General features: G+C 65.5%; 20 protein-coding genes. 9 read left to right on the top strand and 11 right to left on the bottom strand.

The window, feature by feature from the left end; genetic code table 11:
- The first annotated feature begins 283 nt into the window (after positions 1 to 283).
- Positions 284 to 910: a CE1759 family FMN reductase gene (locus ASG77_RS04655; protein WP_056341725.1), complete on the top strand. Its 627-nt coding sequence runs from the start codon at positions 284 to 286 to the stop codon at positions 908 to 910.
- 103 nt (positions 911 to 1,013) lie between these two features.
- Positions 1,014 to 1,394 carry a TFIIB-type zinc ribbon-containing protein gene (locus ASG77_RS04660; protein WP_056341728.1) on the top strand — a complete coding sequence of 127 codons (381 nt, stop codon included), beginning with the start codon at positions 1,014 to 1,016 and terminating at the stop codon, positions 1,392 to 1,394.
- Between the two features lie 68 nt (positions 1,395 to 1,462).
- On the opposite strand, the gene ASG77_RS04665 is transcribed toward ASG77_RS04660, so the two are convergent.
- Together ASG77_RS04665 and ASG77_RS04670 are read right to left on the bottom strand one after the other, a co-directional pair.
- On the bottom strand, positions 1,463 to 2,035 hold the full coding sequence (locus tag ASG77_RS04665) for a hypothetical protein (protein ID WP_056341730.1): 573 nt from the start codon (positions 2,033 to 2,035) through the stop codon (positions 1,463 to 1,465).
- Positions 2,036 to 2,037: 2 nt separating this feature from the next.
- Positions 2,038 to 2,493: a hypothetical protein gene (locus ASG77_RS04670; RefSeq protein ID WP_056341733.1), complete on the bottom strand. Its 456-nt coding sequence runs from the start codon at positions 2,491 to 2,493 to the stop codon at positions 2,038 to 2,040.
- 690 nt (positions 2,494 to 3,183) lie between these two features.
- Here ASG77_RS04670 and dnaB point away from each other — a divergent pair.
- On the top strand, positions 3,184 to 4,566 hold the full coding sequence (gene dnaB / locus ASG77_RS04675) for a replicative DNA helicase (RefSeq protein ID WP_056341736.1): 1,383 nt from the start codon (positions 3,184 to 3,186) through the stop codon (positions 4,564 to 4,566).
- A 54-nt stretch (positions 4,567 to 4,620) separates the two neighbouring features.
- On the opposite strand, the gene ASG77_RS04680 is transcribed toward dnaB, so the two are convergent.
- On the bottom strand, positions 4,621 to 5,589 hold the full coding sequence (locus tag ASG77_RS04680; protein WP_056341739.1) for an acyl-CoA thioesterase: 969 nt from the start codon (positions 5,587 to 5,589) through the stop codon (positions 4,621 to 4,623).
- 123 nt (positions 5,590 to 5,712) lie between these two features.
- Entirely contained in the window at positions 5,713 to 5,823 is a 111-nt protein-coding gene (locus ASG77_RS22895; RefSeq protein ID WP_327019609.1) for a rhamnogalacturonan lyase family protein, read from the bottom strand.
- 102 nt (positions 5,824 to 5,925) lie between these two features.
- Here ASG77_RS22895 and aztD point away from each other — a divergent pair, with 102 nt between their 5' ends.
- Positions 5,926 to 7,251, top strand: a complete 1,326-nt coding sequence (aztD, locus tag ASG77_RS04685) for a zinc metallochaperone AztD (RefSeq protein ID WP_235564324.1) — start codon at positions 5,926 to 5,928, stop codon at positions 7,249 to 7,251.
- 96 nt (positions 7,252 to 7,347) lie between these two features.
- Here the strand turns inward: aztD and ASG77_RS04690 are convergent, their stop codons facing one another.
- Positions 7,348 to 7,782, bottom strand: a complete 435-nt coding sequence (locus ASG77_RS04690) for a DoxX family protein (RefSeq protein ID WP_056341743.1) — start codon at positions 7,780 to 7,782, stop codon at positions 7,348 to 7,350.
- A 128-nt stretch (positions 7,783 to 7,910) separates the two neighbouring features.
- Between ASG77_RS04690 and ASG77_RS04695 the strand changes: the two genes are divergently transcribed.
- The 3 genes from ASG77_RS04695 to ASG77_RS04705 all read left to right on the top strand — a co-directional run bounded on the left by ASG77_RS04695 (position 7,911) and on the right by ASG77_RS04705 (position 10,356).
- On the top strand, positions 7,911 to 9,263 hold the full coding sequence (locus ASG77_RS04695; protein ID WP_056341747.1) for an MATE family efflux transporter: 1,353 nt from the start codon (positions 7,911 to 7,913) through the stop codon (positions 9,261 to 9,263).
- Between the two features lie 25 nt (positions 9,264 to 9,288).
- Positions 9,289 to 9,879, top strand: coding sequence for a hypothetical protein (locus tag ASG77_RS04700; RefSeq protein WP_056341749.1), 591 nt, complete (start codon positions 9,289 to 9,291; stop codon positions 9,877 to 9,879).
- A 105-nt stretch (positions 9,880 to 9,984) separates the two neighbouring features.
- Positions 9,985 to 10,356, top strand: coding sequence for a hypothetical protein (locus tag ASG77_RS04705; RefSeq protein WP_056341752.1), 372 nt, complete (start codon positions 9,985 to 9,987; stop codon positions 10,354 to 10,356).
- Here ASG77_RS04705 and ASG77_RS04710 read toward each other — a convergent pair.
- Complete coding sequence (locus ASG77_RS04710; RefSeq protein ID WP_056341755.1) at positions 10,353 to 10,898, bottom strand: CGNR zinc finger domain-containing protein; 546 nt, start codon at positions 10,896 to 10,898, stop codon at positions 10,353 to 10,355. The genes ASG77_RS04705 and ASG77_RS04710 overlap by 4 nt on opposite strands.
- A 71-nt stretch (positions 10,899 to 10,969) precedes the next feature.
- On the opposite strand from ASG77_RS04710, the gene ASG77_RS04715 reads away from it, so the two are divergent.
- Entirely contained in the window at positions 10,970 to 11,974 is a 1,005-nt protein-coding gene (locus tag ASG77_RS04715) for an EamA family transporter (RefSeq protein ID WP_056341757.1), read from the top strand.
- 176 nt (positions 11,975 to 12,150) lie between these two features.
- Here ASG77_RS04715 and ASG77_RS04720 read toward each other — a convergent pair whose 3' ends face one another.
- A complete protein-coding gene (locus tag ASG77_RS04720; RefSeq protein ID WP_056341760.1) occupies positions 12,151 to 12,414 on the bottom strand; it encodes a WXG100 family type VII secretion target in 264 nt (87 codons plus the stop codon).
- Positions 12,415 to 12,649: 235 nt separating this feature from the next.
- Here ASG77_RS04720 and ASG77_RS04725 point away from each other — a divergent pair, with 235 nt between their 5' ends.
- Entirely contained in the window at positions 12,650 to 12,922 is a 273-nt protein-coding gene (locus ASG77_RS04725) for a DUF2277 domain-containing protein (protein ID WP_056341763.1), read from the top strand.
- Positions 12,923 to 13,011: 89 nt separating this feature from the next.
- Here ASG77_RS04725 and ASG77_RS04730 read toward each other — a convergent pair whose 3' ends face one another.
- The 4 genes from ASG77_RS04730 to ASG77_RS04745 all read right to left on the bottom strand — a co-directional run bounded on the left by ASG77_RS04730 (position 13,012) and on the right by ASG77_RS04745 (position 16,936).
- Positions 13,012 to 15,426, bottom strand: coding sequence for a heavy metal translocating P-type ATPase (locus ASG77_RS04730; RefSeq protein ID WP_056341766.1), 2,415 nt, complete (start codon positions 15,424 to 15,426; stop codon positions 13,012 to 13,014).
- A 24-nt stretch (positions 15,427 to 15,450) separates the two neighbouring features.
- Positions 15,451 to 15,681, bottom strand: coding sequence for a heavy-metal-associated domain-containing protein (locus tag ASG77_RS04735; RefSeq protein ID WP_056341768.1), 231 nt, complete (start codon positions 15,679 to 15,681; stop codon positions 15,451 to 15,453).
- Between the two features lie 69 nt (positions 15,682 to 15,750).
- Positions 15,751 to 16,098, bottom strand: a complete 348-nt coding sequence (locus ASG77_RS04740; RefSeq protein WP_056341771.1) for a metal-sensitive transcriptional regulator — start codon at positions 16,096 to 16,098, stop codon at positions 15,751 to 15,753.
- Positions 16,099 to 16,417: 319 nt separating this feature from the next.
- Entirely contained in the window at positions 16,418 to 16,936 is a 519-nt protein-coding gene (locus ASG77_RS04745) for a universal stress protein (RefSeq protein WP_056341774.1), read from the bottom strand.
- Positions 16,937 to 16,987 lie beyond the last annotated feature (51 nt).

The raw sequence follows: 16,987 nt of genomic DNA on the forward strand, positions 1-16,987 counted from the left end.
GTATCGCGTCCTACATAGGGAATTTCGTGCTCCCGCCAGAGCTAGGTGTGGAGGGGCAACGCCGAGTGATCTGTTAGGTGCATTGGGGACATATCCCGCAAGCGCCTTAGGTAGAAGGGGTGCCCGTCCCGCGCATCCCGGAAAACGCAAATGCTCGTTTCATTCCGCCCGGAGTGCAACCGCTGGTGACCTGGCACCGCTGGAATAAACGCGGACAGGCATCGGTTATCTCGATACATGCAAACACATGTAGCATAGGCTGTATCGAACCTCAGGAGTCCAAGTGGAAACCCGCCGCATCACCGTACTGTCCGCCGGCCTGGGCGTGCCGTCCTCTAGCCGGCTGCTCGCCGACCAGCTCGCCGCTGCAGCAGAGCACCGCCTCGCCGATGCGGGTTTTGAGGTGAAGGTTGAGGTCGTTGAACTCCGGGACCTCGCGGTGGACATCGCCAACAACTTTGTCACAGGCTATGCGGCCCCTCGCCTGGCGGATGTCATTGCCGGCGTGGAGGCAACCGACGGCATCATTGCCGTCAGCCCGGTGTTCAGCGCCTCCTACAGCGGCCTGTTCAAGTCCTTCATTGACGTCCTGGACCCCAAGTCCCTGGACGGGAAGGCTGTCCTCCTGGGTGCCACTGGAGGCACTGACCGCCACCAGATGGTTCTCGAGTACGCGATGCGCCCGCTGTTCAGCTACCTGCGCACCAGGATGGCCGCTACGGCCGTTTTCGCCGGCCCCCAGGACTGGGGAAACACGGACGACGGCGGCTCGCCCCTCTCGTCGCGGATCGACCGTGCGGCGGCTGAGTTTGCCGCCCTCCTCGCGGAGGATCAGCCCGGCCGCAAGCCGGCGGCACTGGAGTCCCTGCCGTTCGCGCAGCTCCTGGCAGGCATTTCCGGCGGACGCTAAGGCGTGCCGGTCCGCAAAGTCCGCGCCCCTCCGCAAAGCTCCCCGTCAGCGCCCGGGATCCCGGCTGCTGAACTATTCGGTCTCCCCGGTCGTTGACCGGAACATGAAGTGTCCTGTGGATTCAATTGACCTGATCATGAGCGAACGCAGCGGCGTCGAGATCGACTACTGCCCGCAGTGCCGCGGCGTCTGGCTGGACCGCGGTGAGCTGGACAAGATCATCGACCGCGCCAACGACGCTATGAACGGCCGCGCTCCTACGCCGGCGCGCCCGGCGGCCGCGGCGCCTGTCGCTGCTCCGGTTCCGCCCCCGCTGTATCCGAACTTTGAACCCCGCCGCGAGCAGCCGCGGTACGAGCAGCCCCGTTTCGACCAGCCGCGCTACGACGACCGGAAGTACGACAAGCCGGGGTATGACCGCGACCACGACCGCCGGCGGCCCAAAAAGAAGGAAGGCTGGCTGGGAGACATCTTCGACTTCTGACAAGCGGACGGCGCACTGTGCCGCGGCTGAGAGCCCTGGGCGTCCAGGAGCGTAGTCGCCCAGGAGCCCTAGTCGTCCAGGAGGGCGATGAACTCGCGTGCCTGCTTCATGGAGATGTCCGAGTGCTTGGTCAGGGCAGTGGCGGCGCCTTCGGTGTCGCCACTGCGCGCCAGCGTGCGGATACGGCCGTAGATCTCGTCGTTGAGCATATTGCTGCTGACCTCACGCGTCACATCGCCCTTGCTGGCAATGGCGCGGTAGCGGTAGGGGAACCGCTGGGGCGTGTCGTCATCGTCGGGCTCTGCCTCCGCCGCTTCAACGGCAGGGCTGCGGTAGGCCTGGGGGTGGGCGGCCAACGCCCCCACCGCGTCCCGGGATGCCCGCAGTCCTTCTCCTGTGGCCTCGTAGTACAGCTTGATGGCCGCCATCGCCTGTCCTTGGGCGATTAGCGCGTACAACCTGCGGTGCTGGTCCTCAGAGAGCTTGGCGGCGGCCCGGCGGGCCACCTCAACCGGATCCGGCGCAGGGGCCGTGCCGGCCTGCTTGACGGCCGCCTGCCGCCTGCTGACCGCCCGGGCAGCCAGTGCGACACCGGCGGCTACGACCGCGAGGATGATAACGGGGATCACGAGCGATTCCATTTCTAAAGCCGATCTACATACTTTTTGGCTGTCGCCAGGTCCGTTTGGGTTGCCTGGCGGAGGAGTTTGATGGCCTGGATCTTGTGCCCGTCGTGCGCCATTGTCTGCAACTGCATGGCCAGCTGAGGGTCCAGAATCCCGCCGGGGAGCGCCGCATAGCCATACTGGCCGGCACCCGCTCCGGACTGCCCGCGCCGTGCTGCCCGGGCATGGTCTTCCTGCTGCGATTGCTGCTGTTCGTTCTGGCTGGGCCGGGTGTTGGCTTCCAGGCGGGCACGCACGGCTGTTGCCACGCGTACCTGCTCGGCATAGTGCTCCGCGGAGCGCCGCGCCAGGTCCTGCTGGTACTTCTCGGCGTCGGAGGTCCCGGAATTACGGGGTCTGAGGGCCGTCGTAAATGCCCAGATTATTGCTGCCAACACGCCGGCCGGCAGAAACACCATCAGTACATCGCCCATAGTCAGAGCTTATGTCAGATGCCCGTTATCCACAGCACATTCCTGCCGTTGCATACAGCCGATTCGCTGTGGCGTCAAAAGATGCCTGGCGGTGTGCCGCGCATCACCAAGCGGGCATGAATCGCCGGTGGAGACACTCGGAAAGCCCGATCTTTCAACAGCGCCGCGCCGCAAGCTGTGGATGAAGGTTGGGAAAAAAAGAATTTAGTCCACATCCTCGACGAACGTTTTCGCAGGTCAGGCGCCTATATACGGCAAAAGTTTTTTTGTTTCCACAGGTTCACCCACAGGCTGTGCACAAGCTATGCCCCTTAGTGCACAGGTTATCCACAGTCCTCCGGGTTGGTGGGCTTGGACGCTGGGGCGGTGGCGGCTACCGTTGCGGGATACCTGCTTTAGGGGCGCTATGACGCCGTCGCGGACATGTGCTGTCGTAGCAGTGGGGGACTTCGGTCCGGCTGCTGCGGCGCTTTCTGTGGATAACTTGCGGAACATGGGGATAACTCCCGCACGCGTTGCGCAGACTCAACGTTGCGGAAGCTTCAATCGGGCCCGCCGGGCTTCATTGTCGGAGGCCGCTGATAGACCTGAACGTATGCCGTCCCGTGGAGGTCCCGCAGGAGGGCGCCCCGGCAGGTAAATGACTTACTCGCCGCATCAAGTCGCGGCACACTATGGAGGACGGCAGCTTTGTCAGTAACGCACCTGGACTCGATCGAGGGTACCCGCGGACCAGAAGGCAGCCGTAAGCCACCACAGGACATTCCAGCCGAGCAGTCCGTCCTCGGCGGCATGATGCTGTCCAAGGACGCCATCGCGGACGTTGTGGAAATCCTCCGCGGCCAGGACTTCTACCGGCCTGCGCACGAGACCATCTACGAGGCGATCATCGACCTCTACGGCCGCGGCGAGCCGGCGGATGCGGTTACCGTCTCGGACGAACTGACCAAGCGCGCAGAGATCAACCGGATCGGCGGACCCGCCTACCTGCACGAGCTCATCCAGACTGTCCCCACGGCCGCCAATGCCGGCTACTACGCCGAAATTGTGGCAGAGCGCGCCGTTCTGCGCCGGCTCGTCAATGCAGGCACCAAGATCGTCCAGCTGGGATACGGCTCCGACGGCGAGGTGGAGGACCTGGTCAACCAGGCGCAGGCCGAGGTTTACGCGGTGGCGGAACGGCGCACAGCCGAGGACTACGTGGTCCTCAAGGACGTCATGGAAGCAACGGTGGACGAGATCGAAGCGTCCGGACACCGCGGGGAAGGCATGACCGGTGTGCCCACGGGGTTCTACGAACTCGATGAACTCACCCATGGACTGCACCCGGGGCAGATGATCGTTATTGCAGCCCGTCCGGCAGTGGGTAAGTCAACGTTTGCCCTGGACTTCGCCCGCTCTGCGGCCATCAAGAACAACCTGGCCACGGTCATGTTCTCTCTCGAAATGGGCCGGAACGAAATCGCCATGCGCCTGTTGTCCGCCGAGGCAACCATCGGCCTGCAGGACCTTCGCAAGGGCACCATCAAGGACGAGCAATGGTCCAAGATCGCCACCACCATGGGCCGGATGAATGATGCCCCGCTCTTCATCGATGACAGCCCGAACATGTCGCTGATGGAAATCAGGGCCAAATGCCGACGCCTCAAGCAGCAGCATGACCTGAAGCTCGTGATCCTGGATTACCTGCAGCTCATGAGCTCCGGCAAGAAAGTGGAGTCACGCCAGCAGGAAGTCTCCGAGTTCTCCCGTGCGCTGAAGCTGCTGGCCAAGGAACTCCAGGTTCCGGTCATCGCCCTGTCGCAGCTCAACCGTGGCTCCGAGCAGCGCCAGGACAAGCGGCCCATGGTCTCTGACCTCCGCGAATCCGGCTCCATCGAGCAGGATGCGGACATGGTCATCCTGCTGCACCGTGAGGACGTCTATGACAAGGAATCCCCGCGCGCAGGCGAGGCGGACATCCTGATCGCCAAGCACCGTAACGGCCCCACCAAGGACATTGTGGTGGCATTCCAGGGTCACTACTCGCGGTTCGCCAACATGGCGGCCGATGCCGGAGGCAGCGGCTTCTAGGGTCGTTCCCGCCCGGCTGGCTGAGCCCTGCCCCAGCAGGTGGATTCCTTTGTCTTAGCTCTGCCCCAGCAAGTGGTTGGGCAGCCGGTTCCCCGGGGCGGTTCCACGAATTTCGAGCAGTTCGCGGGCGTGGGCATGCAGCCGCGTATCCTCAGCCGAGACCGGCACCCAGCCGGGGACGGGCACCGAGTTGCCGTCGGCGTCGCGCGCCACCATCACTGTGAGGCAATACGTGGTGAGGTTCAGTTCCTTGCCCTTCGGATCTCCGGAACGCACATGTACGGCGATGTGCATGCCTTTGGTCCCGGTGTAGACCAGCCTGGCCTCGACCTCCACCACATGGCCGATCAGCAGGGGCCGGTAGAAGCGCACGCCACCGGAGAATACCGCCACGGTGTCCATGCCGCAGTAGCGGGACGCGCAGACGTAGGCGGCTTCGTCGATCCACTTCATCACAATTCCGCCGTGCACTTTCCCGCCCCAGTTAACGTCCGTGGGGGCGGCAACGAACCGCAGCGTCACGCGTTCGGCGGTCCCGGCGTCGGTATATTCCTGGGCGTTCATGGCTTCGACAATGCGTTCACGGACCTTGATCCGCGCCAGGGCGTGGTCCCGCTGTTCGATTTCCGCTGCGGTGGCCGGTTCGAACTGTTTGACCGGTACCGGCTTGCCGTCGTCGCCGACCGCCACAAAGATCACCATGCACTGGCTGCGCATCGTGGCAGGCCCGCCCTTGGGATCGCTTGACGAGACGACGGTCCGGATGTGCATGGAGGAGCGTCCCGTGTAGACGATGGTGGCTTCCACTTCCACCATGTCGCCGCTGTTCACCGGGTCCGCGAAGTGGATGTTGCCCACGTAGGCGGTGACGCAGTAGGACTTGGCCCAGCCCACGGCGGCAGCGTACGCAGCCTTGTCCACCCATTCGAGGACGGTCCCCGCATCCACCGAGCCGCTGTGGCCCACATCCGTGGGGGCAGCCAGGAAGCGGAGGGTTACGGAATTGGCCGCGGTCTCAGTCATGCTGCGATCTTACTGAGGCGCGGTGTTACCGGAGGGTCGGGGCCGACACATACCCGCAACGGGAACTGCCCCGCCCGACCTTTTGGGGCGGACAGGGCAGTTCTGTCTGTGGACTACTGGAGGCTACCTTGCGCCGGTGTAGGTGATATCCGACGACGGCCACGCAATTTCCTCACGCCAGTCACCGAGCAGATCGGCCTGGATGGCCGGGGTTTCCGGGAGCTTTGATGTCAAGTGTGTTGTCTTGGGTGAAAGGCGTCGCCTTGAGCGTCCCGCCATGACGGAGCCGAGGTCATCCAATTTGCGTCACTATTGATAATGACTATCGTTAGCAATATGACAAAAGCTCACACACATCCCGGCCTCATGCGCTCTTACCCGCAGGCCCTCCCGGCACTTCTGGCGGTTTCGGCACTGCTCCTCACAGCGTGCGGGGCTGCTCCGGGCGCGGGCTCAGGACCGTCGCCGAGCGGAGGCGCTGACTCAGCCGGCACGTCCACCTCTGCCGCGGCGGGGCAGGCGAAGGAAAGCCTGGCCCCGTCCCCTCGCCTGGTCCTGACTCACGACGCGGGCATTACGGTTCTTGACGCGAAAACGCTGAAGCCGGTGGGGGACACGCCCCTGGCGGGATTCAACCGCCTCAGCCCGGCGGGCGACGGCCGCCACGTCTTGGTGGCCACGGGAGATTCCTTCCGCGTCTACGATGCCGGCGTATGGACTGAGGCGCACGGCGACCATGGGCACTCCTATGCCGCCGCACCCCGGCTGACGGACCGGGCCTTCAGTGCCACCAAGGCCGGTCACGTGGTCAACCACGCCGGGAAGACGGCGCTGTTCAACGACGGTTCGGGGAAGGTGGAGGTCCTTGATCCGGCCGCGCTGACTGATGGACTCAAAACCGGCCTGCCAGCCACCAGCACCTACACCGCACCGGACGCTCACCACGGCGTCGCCATTACGCTGGAGGATGGGAAGCTGTTGGTCACCCTTGGGAACGAGGAAAGCCGCAACGGCCTCGCGCTGCTGAGTGCGCCGGCCGGCGATGGCGGGCAGGGGCGCACTGAACTGCTCCGCAACGAGGAGTGCCCCGGCGTGCATGGCGAAGCCGTGGCAGGAAAAGAAACCGTGGTGGTGGGCTGTGAAGACGGCATGCTGGTTTACCGCGGCGGCGCCTTCACCAAGGTTGCCAGCCCCGACCCGTATGGCCGCATGGGCAACCAGGCTGGAAGCCCCGCGTCACCGGTGATCCTTGGCGACTACAAGGTCGACCGGAACGCCGAGCTGGAGCGGCCCACCCGGATCTCGCTGGTCAACACCGACACCGGGACGCTGCAGCAGGTGGACCTGGGCACCAGCTACTCCTTCCGTTCCCTGGGCCGCGGTCCGGGCGGGGAGGCTCTGGTGCTGGGCACGGATGGCGCGCTTCATGTGATTGATCCGACGACCGGCGAGGTCACCGCCGCCATTTCCGTGGTTGGCGCCTGGACGGAGCCGGATGCCTGGCAGGATCCCCGCCCTACCCTGTTTGTCCAGGGTTCAACCGCCTACGTCACGGAGCCGGCGGCTTCCAGGATCCATGCCGTGGATCTCAAATCCGGGAAGATCATCAGCAGCACGGACCTGGACCACGTGCCCAACGAACTGACCGGAGTCACGGGCTGACGATCGGACGGCTAGGGACGTTAACGCCCGACGGCGGACCGGCACCTGGGTGCCTGTCCGCCGTCGGGCGTTGCGTTTCCTTTGTGGGAGTCTGCCTTACGCGAGGACTGCCAGCTTGTTGTTCATGCGGCCGAACACTGCGCGGTCCACGGACAGCCGGCCGGCGCCGGTGAGTGCGAGTGCCAGGGCCGCGGTGCCAAGGAGCAGTACGAGTTCGTACCCGCCCTTGTCGGCGAAAACTCCTGCCGAGGCATGCACCAGGAAGAGGGCGCCGATCATATTGACGGCCAGCAGGGCTGCCACCACGCGGGTGAGCACACCCAGGATGAGGGCAATGCCGCCGGCCAATTCGAGGCCTGCGACGAAGGGCGCTGACACGTTGGCTGCCGGAACGCCCATCTGGGTGAACGCGGCCTGGGTGCCGGCGATGGTCCATTCGGTGAACTTCTGCCAGCCGTGGGCGGCGAAGAGGAAGCCGAGGGCGACGCGCAGGACGGTGATGGCAGTGGTGGTGAGGCGTGACTGGTTCATGCTTCAAGTGTTCTGCACTATTGGTTGAAGTGTCAACTAATTCCGTTGGGTTGTGTTCGTTGTCACGACTTCCGGCGTCACGGAAGCGGCGCCGCCAAGTCGTCGGGGCTGGCCGTTAGGCTGAAACCGTGCCCAACCAATCCGCCCCCGCTGCCGTCCAGCGTCCCGCCAGCCATGCCCGGGATATCCTGCGGCTTGCCGTCCCGGCGTTCGGCGCACTGATCGCCGAACCGCTGTTCCTGCTCGCGGATTCGGCCATTGTGGGCCATCTTGGCGTGGCCCAGCTGGCCGGCGTGGGACTTGCTTCCGCCGTGCTGCACACCGCCGTCGGCCTGATGGTGTTCCTCGCCTACTCCACCACCCCGGCGGTGGCCCGCGCGATGGGACACGGCCAGCTGGGCAAGGCACTCGCCGCAGGGCGCGACGGCGTCTGGCTGGCACTTCTGTTGGGCATAGTCCTGGCGGTGGCCGGATTCTGGGCGGCTGAACCGCTGGTCACCCTGATGGGCGCTGAGGGTGACGTGCGTTCCTTCGCTGTTGACTACCTGCGCTGGTCCATGCCCGGCCTGGTGGCCATGCTGCTCATCTTTGCGGGCACGGGCGTCCTGCGCGGATTGCAGGACACCAGGACGCCGCTGCTCGTGGCCACCGCAGGATTTGCCCTGAATATTGTCCTTAACCTGTGGCTGGTCTACGGGCTGGGCTGGTCCGTTGCAGGCTCGGCGGCAGGCACCAGCGTGGCGCAATGGGCCATGGCGGCCGTCTACCTGGTGATGGTCCAGCGCAATGCTGCCCGGCACGGCATCAGCCTCTGGCCCGACTGGAGCGGCATCCGCGCGATGACCCGGGTCGGTTCGTGGCTCATGCTCCGCACGCTGAGCCTGCGCATTGCCATCCTGGCCACGGTTTTTGTGGTCACGGGGCAAGGTGCCGTCAACCTGGCGGCGCACCAGCTGGCCATGACCATCTTCTCGTTCCTCGCCTTTGCCCTCGATGCCCTTGCAATCGCCGCCCAGGCCCTGATCGGCAAGGAACTGGGCGCGTCCAACCCCGTCACGGCGCGGCACCTGACCCGGACCATGATCCGCTGGGGTGTCGGATTCGGCGTGGTCACGGGAGCCCTGCTGGCCGTCGCGGCGCCGTGGGCGGGAGCGCTGTTCACGTCCGACGCCGGCGTGCAGTCCGTGCTGACCTACGCACTGTGGATCCTGGCCGCCGGCCAGCCCCTTGCCGGATATGTTTTTGTCCTGGACGGCGTGCTGATCGGCGCCGGTGACGCCAAGTACCTGGCGCTGGCTGGCGTGGTCAACCTCGCTGTGTACGTCCCCATGCTCGTGGCCGTAGCTGTCTCCGGCATGTCCGCCGCTGCAGGCCTCGTGTGGCTGTGGGCCGCCTTTGCGCTGGGCTATATGGCCGCCCGGGCGCTGACGCTGGGCCTGCGCGCCCGGTCGGACCGCTGGATGGTGCTGGGTTCGCCGTAGGGCCGGCGGCCACTAAACTGGACCGGTGAACCAACCACTGACACCCATCGATGCTCCCGCAGGCACCGCCCAGCAGGCAGACCTGTGGAAGCCGGTACTCCTCCGGGCCGTGGCCGCACTGGTGTTCGGCGCCGTGACCATTTTCTGGGCCGGACCATCGGTCCAGGTCATGGGTTGGGCGGGCGGCCTGTATCTGCTGGTCACGGGCCTGCTGCTGCTCTGGGCCATCCCGAAGACCGGCTACGCGCGTGACGGCATGCCCGGCAAGATCCTCTCCGCTGCAGGGGCCGCCCTGGCAGGCGCCGGTGTTGCCTTGGCGCTGCTTCACGGGGACCGCGTCTTCGGCGTCGTTGCGGCAGTGGGACTTGGCCTGGCCGGAGCCGTGGAGCTGTACTGCGGCCTCAAGTATCGCGGCCGGCACGTGCTGGGCCGCGACTGGCTGGCCTCGGGCATCATCGGGCTTGGCACCGCGGCGATCCTGCCCTTCTTCATCAGCCTCGGAGCCCATGCCCTGCTGGGCGTCGCCGGCGGCGGAGCCATCATCTCCGGTGTGCTCTGGGTCCTGTCGGGGCTGACTCTAAGGCACGATTCCCGGCCCGCCTCCGCGAAGCCGTAAACTAGAAGCGAAAGGTTCTACCCGGCGTAGAAAACGCGCCCGGAACAACCCCGCACACATTCGAACCAGCACGCCCTTCGGCATGGCTGTAGGAGAGGAACTACCTTGGCAGACCAGAAACCAGGAAAACCGCGCAAGCTGCGGACCTCGGTGAAGGGGCCGCTGATGTTTTCTGCGTTCTGGGCCGTCCTCGCCTTCGTTACGGTGCTGATCTTCGCCTCCGGCGGCAGCTCGAAGACCCCGCGGTTCGACCTCGCCTTCACGGGCGCCGGCATCGCGTTCATCGTCACGCTGGTGATCGCGGCCATGCTGGCCATGAGCCACAAGGAGAACTCCGAACACCTGGGCAAGGGATCCGGCGTCAACCTGAGTTCAGCCCGGAAACCGTCGCACGGATTCGGGGGACACGGCCCCAGCCAGGCCGGCGGCGCCCCTGAGACTCCGGACGCTGACAGTACCGGCTCCAGTCCTTCCTAGCGAACAGTAGCCTGCCGCGCTCGGTACGCTGCCACATGCGCGCGGTTGGCGCAGTTCCCGGTGTCGCAGTACCGTTTCGACCGGTTGCGGCTGAGGTCCAGGACCACGGCATCGCAGTCCTCGGCCTCGCACACGAGCATGCGGTCCATCTCCTTGCTCCGGATGACGTCCGCCAGGGCCATCGCGGCTTCGGTGCCCATTCGCTCTGCCAGCGGCGCGTCCCTGGCAGTGGCGTGCAGATGCCAGTCCCACTCATCGTGCTTCATCAGCTGGGGGAGTGCGTTGGCCTCGCGCAACAGGCCGTTGACGCCCGCCACAGCAGAGTCTTCGTCTGCAGTCCATAGGGCGGCAAGCCGCCCCCGCAGTTCGTGGACACTCGACAGCTCCGCCGCATCGCCGGCGCGGGCTCCACTGAACCCCTCGGACTGAAGGAAATGATCCAGGTCCGCCACCGTGGCGAGTGATTCGCGTCCGTTGGCGGCGGTGTTGATCAGGTTGACGACGGCGCGCAGGGCTATTTCGGTGTCAGGGGCAAAGACCATCTTGACTCCTTACTGAGGTGGGGCGTAATGTCAGGACCATTACCCCACTTTACTCCTGACAGGAGGCGTCGGTGACTGCCGCCCCAAACCCCGCAGCCGCGGGCGGATTCCTTGGCTCCGGCCTTGGAATCGCGTTGTTCTCTTCTGCCGTCTTCGGGCTCTCCGGCTCCTTCGCCAAAGCGCTCCTGGAAACCGGCTGGTCCCCGGGCGCTGCCGTGACGGCCCGCCTGACCGGTGCCGCGCTGATCCTCGCCGTTCCTGCCGTTCTGGCTTTGCGCGGACGGTGGTACCAGCTGCGCGACAACTGGGTCACCATCGGTCTTTTCGGCCTGATCGGCGTGGCCGCGTGCCAGCTGTTTTACTTCAACGCGGTGGCCCGCCTGTCCGTGGGTGTAGCGCTGTTGCTTGAATACCTGGCTCCCGTCCTCATCGTCCTTTGGCTATGGGGAGCCAGCAAGAAGCGGCCACGGGCGCTGACCTTCGGCGGAACAGTGCTGTCGCTCGGCGGCCTGGTCCTCGTCCTGGACCTCACCGGAACGGTCAAGATCGACATCATCGGGGTCCTGTGGGGGGTGGCCGCTGCCGTATGCCTTGCCATCTACTTCTTCATCACGGCCAAGGAGAATGATTCCCTGCCGCCCATCGTCCTGGCGTCCGCCGGGCTGCTGGTGGGGGCAGCCGTTATGTGGCTGGCGGCCGCCACGGGGCTGCTTCCCATGGCCTTCAGCACCGCGGATACCAGGCTCGGCCCCTGGATCACGCCCTGGTGGGTCTCCCTGGGCGGCCTGGTCATCCTGGCAACAGTCCTCGCGTACGTTTCCGGCATTGTCGCTGCCCGCGCCCTTGGCTCCAAGGTTGCATCCTTCGTCTCGCTGACCGAAGTGCTGTTCGCCGTGACCTGGGCCTGGCTGCTTCTGGGTGAGCTGCCCGGCGCCATCCAGCTCCTGGGCGGCGTCCTCATTGTCGGCGGGGTGGTTCTGGTCCGGCTGGACGAGCTGCGCTCCGGCATAGCCGCTGCAACTGTCGGTGCGCCAGCCCCGCTGGACCACGCGAACGACGTCGAGCCGGTGCCCTGAGTGCCGGCTGCCTTGCCCTGAAGGACTTGCCCTGAAGGACTTGCCCTAAAGGGCAGGTGCCACAGGCCGGGGCCCCGCCGTCGCCCCGCCGTCGCCCCGCCGTCGCCCCGCCGTTAAAAGCCGTGAGGGCCCGGACACTGTGTTGTGTCCGGGCCCTCACAGTACGGCTTCTGCGGTTAGCGTGAAGCCTGGTCCTGCTCGTTGGCGTTCTTGGTGGCCTTCTGGCCGGCATCCTTCAGCGCCTGGATGACCTGGTTCAGCGCCGCGGTGTGGGTGCCTGACCATTCGCCGCGGAAGTGGTCGGCGTCCGGGCCCTTCCAGTTGGTGCTGTCCAGCACGCGGGAGAGGTTGGACCTCTGCTGCTCGATCTCGCCGGCACCGGCCTGCAGCTTGCTGCCAAGAGTCCTGAGCTGTTCTACATCTGCGCCCCACATAGCCATCAGTTTTCTCCTCGTTAGTCTTGGATCCGATCCAGATCGGCATCCCCAGCGGCCCCCGGCTGATCCGGAAGATCCATACCTCGAACCTATCCCGGCCCCAAAATGCTGTCGATGGGCACCGCTGCCCATGCACCACTCCCCATGGGCCACAGCACCCGGTGGTTGAATCTCAACAAGCTCGATCACCGCACGGTTGGGGGTCGATCCGAGGCGTTCCAGAGCCTAGCATGGGCGTATGTGCCGGAATATTCGAACCCTCCACAATTACGAACCCCATGCCACGTCTGAGGAAGTCCATGCCGCCGCGCTGCAGTATGTGCGCAAGGTCAGCGGCAGCACCAAGCCGTCCAAGGCCAACGAGGACGCCTTCGAAGCGGCGGTGCATGAGATCGCCCACATCACCCAACACCTGCTGGATTCGCTGGTCACTCACGCTCCCGCCAAGCACCGGGACGAAGAGGCCGCCAAGGCCAGGGCCCGCGCGGCCGTGCGCTTCGGCACCGCCTGAGCGGCGCTTCCCCTCAAGTAAGTAGCGCCAACAGTCGTTTTGAGCGTCCATAACGACAGTTAGCGCTACCTGGTTGGAGTGGGCGCTGCCTACTTTCCGAAGCTGCGCAGCCGGAGCGAGTTTGCCACCACCAGGACGGAACTCGCCGCCATCGCGGCACCGGCAATCATCGGGTTCAAGAGGCCAAGGGCGGCCACGGGAATGCCGACGGCGTTATAGAAGAACGCCCAGAACAGGTTGGTCTTGATGGTGGCCAGCGTACGCCGGGACAATTCGATGGCCTGTGCCACCTGTCCCAGATCGTTTCCCATGACGGTAAGGTCCGCCGCCTCGATGGCCACATCCGTACCGGATCCCATGGCGATGCCCAGGTCAGCCTGCGCCAGCGCGGCGGCGTCATTCACGCCGTCGCCGGCCATGGCCACAATGGCCCCGCCCGCCTGGAGCCGACGGACGGCGTCCACCTTCCCGGCAGGCAGGACACCCGCATAAACATCGTCAGGGGAAATGCCGACGGCGGCAGCGACCTGCGCGGCCACCGCGGCGTTGTCCCCGGTCAGCAGGATGGGGCGCAGCCCCAGCCTCTTCAGCTTTGCCACAGCCTCCGCGGATCCTGGCTTCACGGTGTCACGGAGGCTGATGATGCCGGCAGGGCTACCGTCCACCGTTACCCAGATGGCCGTGGCACCGGTGGCTTCCGCGGCGGCCAGCGCCTCCAGTTGCGCGCCGGAAGGGCGGACGCCGTTCTCCGTGAGCCAGCCGGTCCGGCCAGCCAGGACCACGCGCCCATCAACGGTTCCCACCACTCCACCGCCGGGTGCCGAACGGAAGTGTTCGACGGCGGGAAGCCGCCCGCCGTCGTCGTTCCCGGTTTGCGCCTCAACGGCCGCGGCCGCGATGGCGTGTGCGATCGGGTGCTCCGATGCCGCCTCCACGGCGCCGGCTAGCCGCAGCACGTCGGTGCCCTGGTAACCGTCAAACGTGAGAGTGCTGCCCACGGCGAGTCTTCCGGTGGTGACGGTGCCGGTTTTGTCGAGCAGGATGGTGTCCACTGTGCGGGTGTCTTCGAGGACCTGCGGGCCCTTGATCAGGATGCCCAGCTGGGCACCCCGGCCGGTTCCGGTGAGCAGTCCCACCGGAGTGGCGAGGCCCAGGGCGCACGGGCACGCGATGACCAGGACGGTGACCGCGGCGGTAAAGGCGGCCCTGAGCTCGGCAGGCTCAATCACCGGGCCGCTGAACGCGAGCCACAGCCCAAACGTGAGCACAGCGATGGCCAGCACAATCGGGACAAACACCGCGCTGATCCGGTCGGCGAGGCGGGCGATGGGGGCTTTGCCGGTCTGTGCCTGCGAGACCAGGCGGGCCATCTGCGCCAGCGTGGTTTCGGCACCCACGCGGGTGGCCCGGACCAGCAGCCGGCCGGAAGTGTTGATGGTGGCACCGGTGACCTTGCTGCCGGGTTCCACCTCCACCGGGACGGATTCGCCGGTCAGCAGCGAGGCGTCCACGGCTGAAACGCCGTCGATCACCTCACCGTCGGTGGCGATCTTTTCGCCGGGGCGGACCACCACGATGTCTCCCACGCGGAGCTGATCGGCGGGGACTTTATGTTCGGATCCGTGGTGCAGGATGGTGGCGTCCTTGGCGCCGAGGTTCAGCAACGCTTTGAGGGCGTCACCCGCCTTCTGCTTGGCGCTGGCTTCGAGGAACCGGCCCAGGAGCAGGAAAGTGGTGACCACGGCGGCCACTTCGAAGTAGAGGCCGGCGGACTCCATCCCCTCCATGGCCAGGTGCTCGGTCATCCGGGGATCCAGGACCAGTTGCCAGAGGCTGAACAGGTAGGCGGCAGCGACGCCGATCGAGACCAGCGTGTCCATGGTGGACGCCAGATGGCGCGCATTGACGGCCGCCGCGCGGTGGAAGGGCCAGGCCGCCCAGCTGACCACCGGAAGCGCCAAGGTCCCGGCTACCCAGCCCCAGTTGGGAAACTGCAGGGCCGGAACCATCGAAATCGCGAGGACCGGGAGCGTCAGTATCGCGGCCACGATCAGGCGCGGGCGTAGCTTGGCGGCGGCCGGGCCGTGTTGCATGTGGTCGGTGCGGTCGTCTGACGCGGCGCCATGAGACGCATGCTCGGCGTGCTCGCTCGTGCCTCGCTTGGACGCACGCTGCCGCATGTCTCTCATGTCGCCGCTGTGGTCGTGTTCCGTTTCGTGATCGGTGGCGTGGTGCTCGTGGGCGTCGGTACTTTGGCTCGGGTAGCGCGTGGGGCGGACCGTTGCTTTGTAACCGGTGGCGTTGACTGTGTCCACTATTTGCTGGTCCGTGATGCCGGCCGGGACTGTGACGTGGGCGGATTCCAGCGGCAGGTTGACGGAGGCTTCGACGCCGTCGAGCTTGCCCAGCTTCTTTTCCACGCGGTTCACGCAGGAGGCACAGGTCATGCCCTCAATATCCAGTTCAACCACCCGGCTTTGGGGCTGGTGATGGTCTGTACTCATGTGGGATCCCCCGATCGGACGGCGTTACGCGTCGTTGGCTACAACCAGGTAGCCGGCTTCGGCTACCGCTTCGCCAATCTCGGACGGCGACAGTTCCTGGCTTGAGGTGATGGTGACGGTGGAAATGCCGCCGGCGTTGAGTTCGACGTCGACCGTTTCAACCCCGGCGAGGGATTCAAGTTCCTCGCTGACGGACGAAGCGCAGTGGCCGCAGGTCATGCCGGACACGTTGACGGTGGTGGAGGTGGTGCTCATAGCTGGCTCCTTTAACGGGGCCGGCGGTGGCCGGCCGTGAATGGGTGGCAGGTGGTCAGTGGTAGTTGGTCAGCGCAGGAGGCGGCCGATGGCCTCTGTAGCTTCTTTGACTTTGGCGTCTATGGCCTCAGCGCGAAGGGCAGGATCGGGTTCCCCGGCGGCGCCTACGACGCAGTGGCCGATGTGCTCTTCCACAAGTCCCAGGCTCACGGCGTGCAGGGCCTTGGTGGCCGCGGCGACCTGGGTCAGGATGTCGATGCAGTATTTGTCCTCATCCACCATCCGGGCGATCCCGCGGACCTGGCCCTCGATGCGTTTGAGCCTGCGTAGGTATGCCTCTTTGTTGGCGGTATAGCCATGCGGAGGCGCCGGGTCGGCGTCGGCGTGTGTGGTCAAGGTTTCCTGCAGAGGTTCCATGCTGCCAACATATACCCTATGGGGGTATAGAGCAAGTACCCCTTGGGGGTATCAAATTCGGGGATGAGCGCCACGGGCTTGGGTGGGTGCCGATGTGGGAGCGCACAAAAAAGCTCCGGAGTGCGTTATTGGGGGATACGCACTCCGGAGCAGCTTTTGGGCAGATCCACCCGGCCGCTACAGCCGGATCCTTCTGCTTGAATTAGCTTACTTGCCAGTACAGCTGTCCGCTACCACCTCGAATAACTACTTTCGCTTTATTATTTCGGTCACCCGAAAACCGCCCGAGTGGGGCGAGGCAGCCGGCTCAGGTAACGGCTTAGGCATCGTCCTGATGCGCCGGCCTCCGATAGGGAACCACCAGCACCGGCCGGCTTTGATGGTGCGTCAGCCAGAGTCCCACTGATCCGTTGAGCATCTCGGAGATCCGGTGGGTCAGGCCGCGCTCCGACGTTCCCACAATGATCATGGGGGAGTTGCTTTCCGCGGCGAGCCTGGCGAGGGCGCGGCCCGGATCCCCCGCCAGGGTCCGCAGCGTCCAGTCCACGGGAGGGGCCGGCGTCGCGGCGTCGGCCACGGCTTCCGCGATCACGCCCCTGAGTTCCGTGGTGACCGAGCGGATGTCGTCGTCGTCCTTGTCCGGGTGCAGCGACAGCCGGTGTGCGGATCTGGTGGGATCCCATTCCACCAGGTAGCTGGCCTCGTCGACATAGGCACACATCAACGGCACGGCCAGTTTGGCCGCCAGAAAGGTGGCGGTCTTCAGCACTTCCGGGTGCTGATGGGGCAACACGCCCACCAGCAACGGAGACGGACCACTGAATCGTTCGGGACTCATAGGACCATTCTGTGCCTGCGCGGAGCCACTTGAACAGGGCCGACGGCGCGT

This window comes from Arthrobacter sp. Soil762 (genome assembly GCF_001428335.1).
Lineage (GTDB): Bacteria > Actinomycetota > Actinomycetes > Actinomycetales > Micrococcaceae > Arthrobacter.

Coding starts and splice junctions, on each gene's coding strand:
- ASG77_RS04660 (WP_056341728.1), top strand. CDS start 1,014: ATGAAGTGTCCTGTGGATTCAATTGACCTGATCATGAGCGAACGCAGC.
- ASG77_RS04665 (WP_056341730.1), bottom strand. CDS start 2,035: ATGGAATCGCTCGTGATCCCCGTTATCATCCTCGCGGTCGTAGCCGCC.
- ASG77_RS04670 (WP_056341733.1), bottom strand. CDS start 2,493: ATGGGCGATGTACTGATGGTGTTTCTGCCGGCCGGCGTGTTGGCAGCA.
- ASG77_RS04680 (WP_056341739.1), bottom strand. CDS start 5,589: ATGACTGAGACCGCGGCCAATTCCGTAACCCTCCGCTTCCTGGCTGCC.
- aztD (WP_235564324.1), top strand. CDS start 5,926: ATGACAAAAGCTCACACACATCCCGGCCTCATGCGCTCTTACCCGCAG.
- ASG77_RS04690 (WP_056341743.1), bottom strand. CDS start 7,782: ATGAACCAGTCACGCCTCACCACCACTGCCATCACCGTCCTGCGCGTC.
- ASG77_RS04710 (WP_056341755.1), bottom strand. CDS start 10,898: ATGGTCTTTGCCCCTGACACCGAAATAGCCCTGCGCGCCGTCGTCAAC.
- ASG77_RS04720 (WP_056341760.1), bottom strand. CDS start 12,414: ATGGCTATGTGGGGCGCAGATGTAGAACAGCTCAGGACTCTTGGCAGC.
- ASG77_RS04725 (WP_056341763.1), top strand. CDS start 12,650: ATGTGCCGGAATATTCGAACCCTCCACAATTACGAACCCCATGCCACG.
- ASG77_RS04730 (WP_056341766.1), bottom strand. CDS start 15,426: ATGAGTACAGACCATCACCAGCCCCAAAGCCGGGTGGTTGAACTGGAT.
- ASG77_RS04735 (WP_056341768.1), bottom strand. CDS start 15,681: ATGAGCACCACCTCCACCACCGTCAACGTGTCCGGCATGACCTGCGGC.
- ASG77_RS04740 (WP_056341771.1), bottom strand. CDS start 16,098: ATGGAACCTCTGCAGGAAACCTTGACCACACACGCCGACGCCGACCCG.
- ASG77_RS04745 (WP_056341774.1), bottom strand. CDS start 16,936: ATGAGTCCCGAACGATTCAGTGGTCCGTCTCCGTTGCTGGTGGGCGTG.